The organism is Mycobacterium sp. TH-M103 (assembly GCF_057473785.1).
In genome coordinates, this window is sequence record NZ_JBYCLG010000114.1 from 1 (window position 1) to 6,601 (window position 6,601).

Here is a 6,601-nt window from a genome sequence, read left to right on the forward strand (position 1 = left end):
ATGGGCCAAGACTAGAACGTGTTGCAATTCCGGTCAGCCACACCCTCGCGGCACTACGATTCCTGCACATGGCGCACGCTGATCTGGTCTTCACCGGAACCGTACTGACCGTCGACGAAAAGCGTCCGACGGCCGAGGCGCTCGCCGTCGCCGACGGCCGGATCGTCGCCGTCGGGACCCGCTCCGAGGTGGCCGGTCTCATCGGCGCCGGCACCGAGACCGTCGATGTCGGTGACGGCTGCGTCATGCCGGGATTCGTTGAGGCACATGGGCATCCGCTGATGGAGGCCCTGGCCCTGTCGGACCGGATCGTCGACATCCGGCCGGTGACGGTCCGCGATGCCGACGACGTCGTCGCCGCGGTCCGCCGCGAGACGGCCGCCAGGGGCGCGGCCGGCGCCTACCTGAGCGGCTGGGATCCGCTGCTGCAGCCCGGCCTGCCCGGGCCGACGGCGGCCTGGCTCGACGACACGGCGCCCGACGGGCCGCTGGTGATCGTCCACAACTCCGGGCACAAGGTCTATTTCAACTCGGCGGCGGCCAGGCACGCCGGGCTCACCCGCGACACCCCCGACCCGAAGGGCGCCCGTTACGGCCGCGGCGCCGACGGCGAACTCGACGGCAGCGCCGAGGAGATCGGCGCGGTGTTCCCGCTGCTGGCCGGGGCGATCGAGCCCGAGAGCTACCCGCAGATGCTGCGCGACGAATGCGCGCGGCTCAACCGCGCCGGGCTGACCACCTGCTCGGACATGGCGTTCGACCCCGCGTTCGCGCCGCTGCTCGCCCAGTTGCACGACGAGCTGACGGTGCGGCTGCGCACCTACGAGATCTCCAACCCGCAGATGTCCACCGCGGCGACGCCCGGCCAAGGCGACGACCTGGTGCGCCAGGTCGGCATCAAGATCTGGGTGGACGGCTCGCCGTGGATCGGCAACATCGCGCTGAGCTTCCCCTACCTGGACACCGCCGCCACCCGCAGCATCGGTGCGGCCGGTTCGTGCGGGCACGCCAACTACACGCGCGAGCAGCTCGCCGAGATCGTCGGCGCCTACTTCCCGCTGGGCTGGCAGATGGCCTGCCATGTCCAGGGCGACGCCGGCGTGGACACCATCCTCGACGTCTACGAAGAAGCATTGCGGCGCTGGCCTCGTTCCGACCACCGGCTGCGCCTGGAACACGTCGGCGCCATCCGCCCCGAACAGCTGCAAAAGGCAGCCGAGCTCGGGGTCACCTGCAGCATCTTCGTCGACCAGATCCACTACTGGGGCGACGTCATCGTCGACGGCCTGTTCGGCGAGGAGCGCGGATCCCGTTGGATGCCTGCGGGTTCCGCGGTGGCCACCGGCATGCGCATCTCGCTGCACAACGACCCGCCGGTCACCCCCGAGGAGCCGCTGCGCAACATCAGCGTGGCCGTGACCCGCACCGCGCCCTCCGGCCGGGTGCTGGGGCCGCAGGAGTGCCTCACCGTCGAGCAGGCCATCCGCGCGCAGACCCTCGACGCCGCCTGGCAGCTGTTCGCCGACGACGCGATCGGCTCGCTCGAGGTCGGCAAGTATGCGGACCTGGTGGTGCTGTCGGCCGACCCCCGCACCGTGCCGCCCGAGCGGATCGCCGACCTGGAGGTGCGCGCGACGTACCTGGCGGGCCGCCGGGTGCACGGCCGGTGAGGCCACCGCTGGCGGACCTGCTGGACCGGCTGCACGTCGTCGCGCTGCCGATGCGGGTCAGGTTCCGCGGCATCACCACCCGCGAGGTCGCGCTGATCGAGGGCCCCACCGGGTGGGGCGAGTTCGGGGCGTTCCCCGAATACGAGCCGCCGGAGGCCGCGCACTGGCTCGCTGCCGGCATCGAGGCCGCCTACCGCGAGCCGCCGCCGCTGCGGCGCGACCGCGTGCCGATCAACGCCACCGTGCCGGCCGTCGGGCCGGAAGAGGTGCCCGGCGTGCTGGCCCGGTTCCCCGGCGCGCGCACGGCCAAGGTGAAGGTCGCCGAGCCCGGGCAGACGCTGGCCGACGACGTCGCCCGCGTCAACGCGGTGCGCGAACTGGTGCCGACGGTGCGCGTGGACGCCAACGGCGGCTGGACCGTCGAGCAGGCCGCCGCGGCCGCGGCCGCGCTGAGCGCCGACGGCCCGCTGGAATACCTCGAACAACCCTGCGCCACGGTCGACGAACTCGCGGCGCTGCGCCGCCGGCCGGACATGCCACGCGTGCCGATCGCCGCCGACGAGAGCATCCGCAAGGCCGACGACCCGCTGGCCGTGGTTCGCGCCGGCGCCGCCGACATCGCCGTGCTCAAAGTCGCGCCGCTGGGCGGGATCTCGGCGCTGCTGGACATCGCCGCGCAGATCGACGTCCCGGTCGTGGTCTCCAGCGCGCTCGATTCGGCGGTGGGCATCAGCCACGGCCTGACCGCGGCGGCGGCGTTGCCGCACCTGGGCCACGCCTGCGGGCTGGGCACCGGCGGGCTGTTCGTCGAGGACGTGGCCGACGTCGCCCCCGCCGTCGACGGCTTCCTGCCCGTCGGACCGGTCGCGCCGGACCCGGCGCGGCTGCGGGCGCTGGCCGCGCCGGGCGAGCGGCGGCGGTGGTGGGCCGAGCGGGTCGAAGCCTGTTTCCGGCTGCTCGACGGATCGGTAGCGTGATGGCCGTGGAAAACGCGGCGGGGAACACCCGCACCGAGACAGGGGCCACCGCACTGCGCATCGCGTTCGGGGTGGCCTGGGCGATCGACGCCTGGCTGAAATGGCAGCCCGGGTTCCGCGCCACCATGCTGCCGAGCATGGTCGCCACCGCGCAGGGTCAGGCGCAGTGGCTAAGGCCATGGTTCGACGTCTGGATCCATCTGATGCGACCCGCACCCGGCCTGTGGGTCGACCTCGTCGCGCTGACCGAGACGACGATCGCGGTCCTGCTGCTGACCGGGCTCGCCCGCCGTGCGGTCTACCTTGGCGGCGCGCTCTACAGCCTGAGCATCTGGTCGACGGCCGAGGGGTTCGGCGGGCCGTACACCGCCACCGCGGGCGCGACCGACGTCGGGACGTCGATCATCTACGTGCTCGTCTTCCTGGCCCTGCTGGTGAAACTCGAGCACGGGCTCGACCGTCGCCTGGCGCTGGACATCCCGATAGCCCGCCGCGTCCCGTGGTGGCATCTCGTGGCCGGACCCTCGGTGTAGCGGACGGGCGCGCACCCAGGCACCTGTACCGTCGGTCGGGTGATCAACCTGGCTTACGACGACCGCGGCTCCGGGGAAGCCGTCGTCTTCATCTCCGGCCGTGGCGGCCCCGGGCGCACCTGGCTGCCGCATCAGGTGCCGGCGTTTCTGGAAGCGGGCTACCGGGTCATCACCTTCGACAACCGCGGGATCGGCGCCACCGAGAACGCCGAGGGGTTCACCACCCAGACCATGGTCGCCGACACCGCCGCGCTGATCGAGTCGCTGGACGCCGCGCCTGCGCGCATCGTCGGGGTATCGATGGGCTCGTTCATCGCCCAGGAGTTGATGGTGGTCCGGCCCGAACTGGTCAGCTCCGCCGTGCTGATGGCCACCCGCGGCCGCCTCGACCATGCCCGCCAGTTCTTTCACGACGCCGAGATCGAGCTGTACGAGTCGGGGGCCCAGCTGCCGCCCTCCTACGACGCGCGCTCACGTTTGCTGGAGAGCTTCTCCCGCAAGACGATCAACGACGACGAGGCCGTGGCCGACTGGATCGCGATGTTCTCCACCTGGCCGATCAAGCAGACCCCGGGACTGCGCTGCCAGCTGGACGTCTCCCCGCAGACCAACCGGCTGCCCGCGTACCGCAGCATCGCCGCCCCGGTGCTGGTCATCGGCTTCGCCGACGACGTGGTCACCCCGCCCTATCTGGGCCGCGAGGTGGCCGACGCGCTGCCCAACGGCCGGTACCTGCAGGTCCCCGACGCCGGCCACCTCGGCTTCCTGGAGCGGCCGCAGGCCGTCAACTCCGCGGCGCTGCAGTTCTTCGCCGGCGTCAAGGTCTGAGCGCGCCTGCGCCGGTGTGACACCCTGTAAGAGTGAACCCCTCGACGACCCAGGCCCGTGTCGTCGTTGACGAGCTGATCCGCGGCGGCGTGCGCGATGTCGTGCTGTGCCCCGGGTCGCGCAACGCCCCGCTGGCGTTCGCCCTGCAGGACGCCGACCGGGCCGGCCGGGTCCGGTTGCACGTCCGCATCGACGAACGTACGGCCGGCTATCTGGCCATCGGCCTGGCGATCGCCGCCGGCGCGCCGGTGTGCGTCGCCATGACGTCGGGCACCGCCGTCGCGAACCTGGGCCCGGCGGTGGTCGAGGCCAACTACGCCCGGGTGCCGCTGATCGTGCTCTCGGCCAACCGGCCCTACGAACTGCTGGGCACCGGGGCCAACCAGACCATGGAGCAGCTGGGCTACTTCGGCACCCAGGTGCGCGCCACCATCAGCCTGGGCCTGGCCGAGGACGCGCCCGAGCGGCTGGACGCGCTCAACGCCACCTGGCGCTCGGCCACCTGCCGGGTGCTGGCCGCGGCCACCGGGTCACGCACCGCCAATGCCGGGCCCGTGCAGTTCGACATCCCGCTGCGCGAGCCCCTGGTGCCCGACGCCGAACCCCAGCCGGTGACCCCGCCGGGCCGGCCCGGCGGGAAGCCGTGGACCTACACGCCGCCGGTGACGTTCGACCAGCCGCTGGACATCGACCTGTCACCCGACACGGTCGTCATCGCCGGGCACGGCGCGGGCGCCCATCCCAACCTGGACCGGTTGCCGACCGTTGCCGAGCCGACCGCCCCACCGGCCGCCAATCCGTTGCACCCGCTGGCGCTGCCGCTGCTGCGCCCCAAGCAGGTGATCATGCTCGGCCGCCCGACCCTGCACCGGCCGGTGTCGGCCCTGCTGGCCGACCCGCAGGTGCCGGTGTACGCGCTGACCACCGGGCCGCGCTGGCCGGACGTGTCCGGCAACTCGCAGGCCACCGGCACCCGGGCGGTCACCACCGGGGCGCCGCACCCGGCGTGGCTGCGGCGCTGCGCGGAGGTGAACCGGCACGCGAACCAGGCCGTGCGCGGTCAGCTCGAGATACACCCGCTCACCACCGGCCTGCACGTGGCCGCCGCGGTGGCCGACGCGCTGCGGCCGGGCGACCAGCTGGTGCTCGGCGCCTCCAACCCGGTCCGCGATGCGGCCCTCGTCGGGCTGCACCCGCGCGGCATCCGGGTGCGCTCCAACCGCGGGGTCGCCGGCATCGACGGCACCGTCTCCACCGCGGTCGGGGCAGCTTTGGCATTCGAGGGGCGCACGATCGCCCTTATCGGCGACCTCACCTTCGTCCACGACAGCTCCGGGCTGCTGATCGGGCCCACCGAGCCGACACCGCAGCGCCTGACCATCGTGGTGTCCAACGACAACGGGGGCGGCATCTTCGAGCTGCTCGAGCAGGGCGACCCCAGGTTCTCCGACGTGTCGTCGCGGGTGTTCGGCACCCCGCACGACGTCGACGTGGGCGCACTGTGCCGGGCTTACCACGTCGAGAGCCGCCAGATCGAGGTCGGCGAGCTCGACGCGGCCCTCGACGAGCCCGCGGCGGGCATGCGCGTGCTCGAGGTCAAGGCGGACCGGTCCTCGCTGCGTCAACTGCACGCGGCCATCAAGGCCGCGCTGTGAGCCCGGTGCGATGCCGGACACCCTGACCTCGGTGAAGGCGGTGCTGCGCATCCTGATCCACGGCCGCAGCGACGAACCGCCGAAGACCCGGACGCGCTTCGTGCTGCGGTGGGCGCGGATCGCGGTGCTGATCGTGGCCGGTCTGGTCACGCTGCAGTCGGTGCTGTTGGTGGCCGGCGCCTGGCGCGACGACCTGGCGATCCGGCACAACATGGGGGTGGCGCAGGCCGAGGTGCTCAGCGCCGGGCCGCGGCGCTCAACGATCGAGTTCGTCACCCCCGAGCGGGTCACCTACCGGCCCGAGCTCGGTGTGCTGTACCCGTCCGAGTTGTCGACGGGCATGCGCATCTACGTCGAATACAACAAGAACGACCCGAACCTGGTCCGGGTGCAGCACCGTAACGCCGGGCTGGCGATCATCCCGGCGGGTTCCATCGCGGTGGTCGGCTGGCTGGTCGCGACGGCGCTGCTGATCGGTCTGGCGGTGCTGGACAAACGGCTGGACCGGCGCCCCGAGACCAGGCCCGCGGCCGGCCCCGAGGGGGCGCCGTCGGCCGTGTCAGGGTCGTGAGCAGCAGATTTCAAACGACGTATGCCCGTCGGCAACCTAATCGACAGTCGGCCCTGACATTATCGTGATGTGCGCGTTGCGATCGTCGCCGAATCCTTCCTCCCGCATGTCAACGGTGTCAGCAACTCGGTGATCCGGGTGCTCGAGCACCTGCGCAGAACGGGGCACGAGGCTCTCGTCATCGCACCCGACACCCCGCCGGGTGAGCCTCCCGCCGAGCGCATTCACGACGGGATCCGGGTGCATCGGGTGCCGTCGCGGATGTTCCCAAAGGTGACCACGTTGCCGCTCGGGGTGCCCACCCCCCGCATGGTGCGCACCCTGCGCGGGTTCGACCCCGACGTCATTCACCTGGCCTCGCCGGCGC

At 72.2% G+C, this 6,601-nt stretch carries 7 protein-coding genes; all 7 read left to right on the forward strand.

Going from position 1 to position 6,601, the window contains the following annotated elements:
• Window positions 1–68 precede the first annotated feature (68 nt).
• On the forward strand, window positions 69–1,670 hold the full coding sequence (locus tag AC2VOR_RS06560; protein ID WP_486963421.1) for an amidohydrolase: 1,602 nt from the start codon (window positions 69–71) through the stop codon (window positions 1,668–1,670).
• Window positions 1,667–2,647 (forward strand): o-succinylbenzoate synthase, encoded by a 981-nt coding sequence (locus AC2VOR_RS06565; RefSeq protein WP_369740773.1) that lies wholly within the window; start codon window positions 1,667–1,669, stop codon window positions 2,645–2,647. The genes AC2VOR_RS06560 and AC2VOR_RS06565 overlap by 4 nt, the downstream gene beginning before the upstream one ends.
• Window positions 2,648–2,652: 5 nt before the next feature.
• Entirely contained in the window at window positions 2,653–3,180 is a 528-nt protein-coding gene (locus AC2VOR_RS06570; protein WP_486963422.1) for a DoxX family membrane protein, read from the forward strand.
• 39 nt (window positions 3,181–3,219) lie between these two features.
• A complete protein-coding gene (locus AC2VOR_RS06575; RefSeq protein WP_369740770.1) occupies window positions 3,220–4,008 on the forward strand; it encodes an alpha/beta fold hydrolase in 789 nt (262 codons plus the stop codon).
• A 32-nt stretch (window positions 4,009–4,040) separates the two neighbouring features.
• Window positions 4,041–5,663 (forward strand): 2-succinyl-5-enolpyruvyl-6-hydroxy-3-cyclohexene-1-carboxylic-acid synthase, encoded by a 1,623-nt coding sequence (menD, locus tag AC2VOR_RS06580; protein ID WP_369740768.1) that lies wholly within the window; start codon window positions 4,041–4,043, stop codon window positions 5,661–5,663.
• Between the two features lie 10 nt (window positions 5,664–5,673).
• Window positions 5,674–6,234 carry a DUF3592 domain-containing protein gene (locus AC2VOR_RS06585; protein ID WP_369740766.1) on the forward strand — a complete coding sequence of 187 codons (561 nt, stop codon included), beginning with the start codon at window positions 5,674–5,676 and terminating at the stop codon, window positions 6,232–6,234.
• A 69-nt stretch (window positions 6,235–6,303) separates the two neighbouring features.
• Window positions 6,304–6,601, forward strand: a 298-nt coding sequence (locus AC2VOR_RS06590; protein WP_486963423.1) for a glycosyltransferase, incomplete at its 3' end; no start/stop codon positions are given.

What these genes read in the sequence shown, in the direction of transcription:
- AC2VOR_RS06585 (WP_369740766.1), top strand. Translation starts at nt 5,674, where the DNA reads ATGCCGGACACCCTGACCTCGGTGAAGGCGGTGCTGCGCATCCTGATC.
- AC2VOR_RS06560 (WP_486963421.1), top strand. Translation starts at nt 69, where the DNA reads ATGGCGCACGCTGATCTGGTCTTCACCGGAACCGTACTGACCGTCGAC.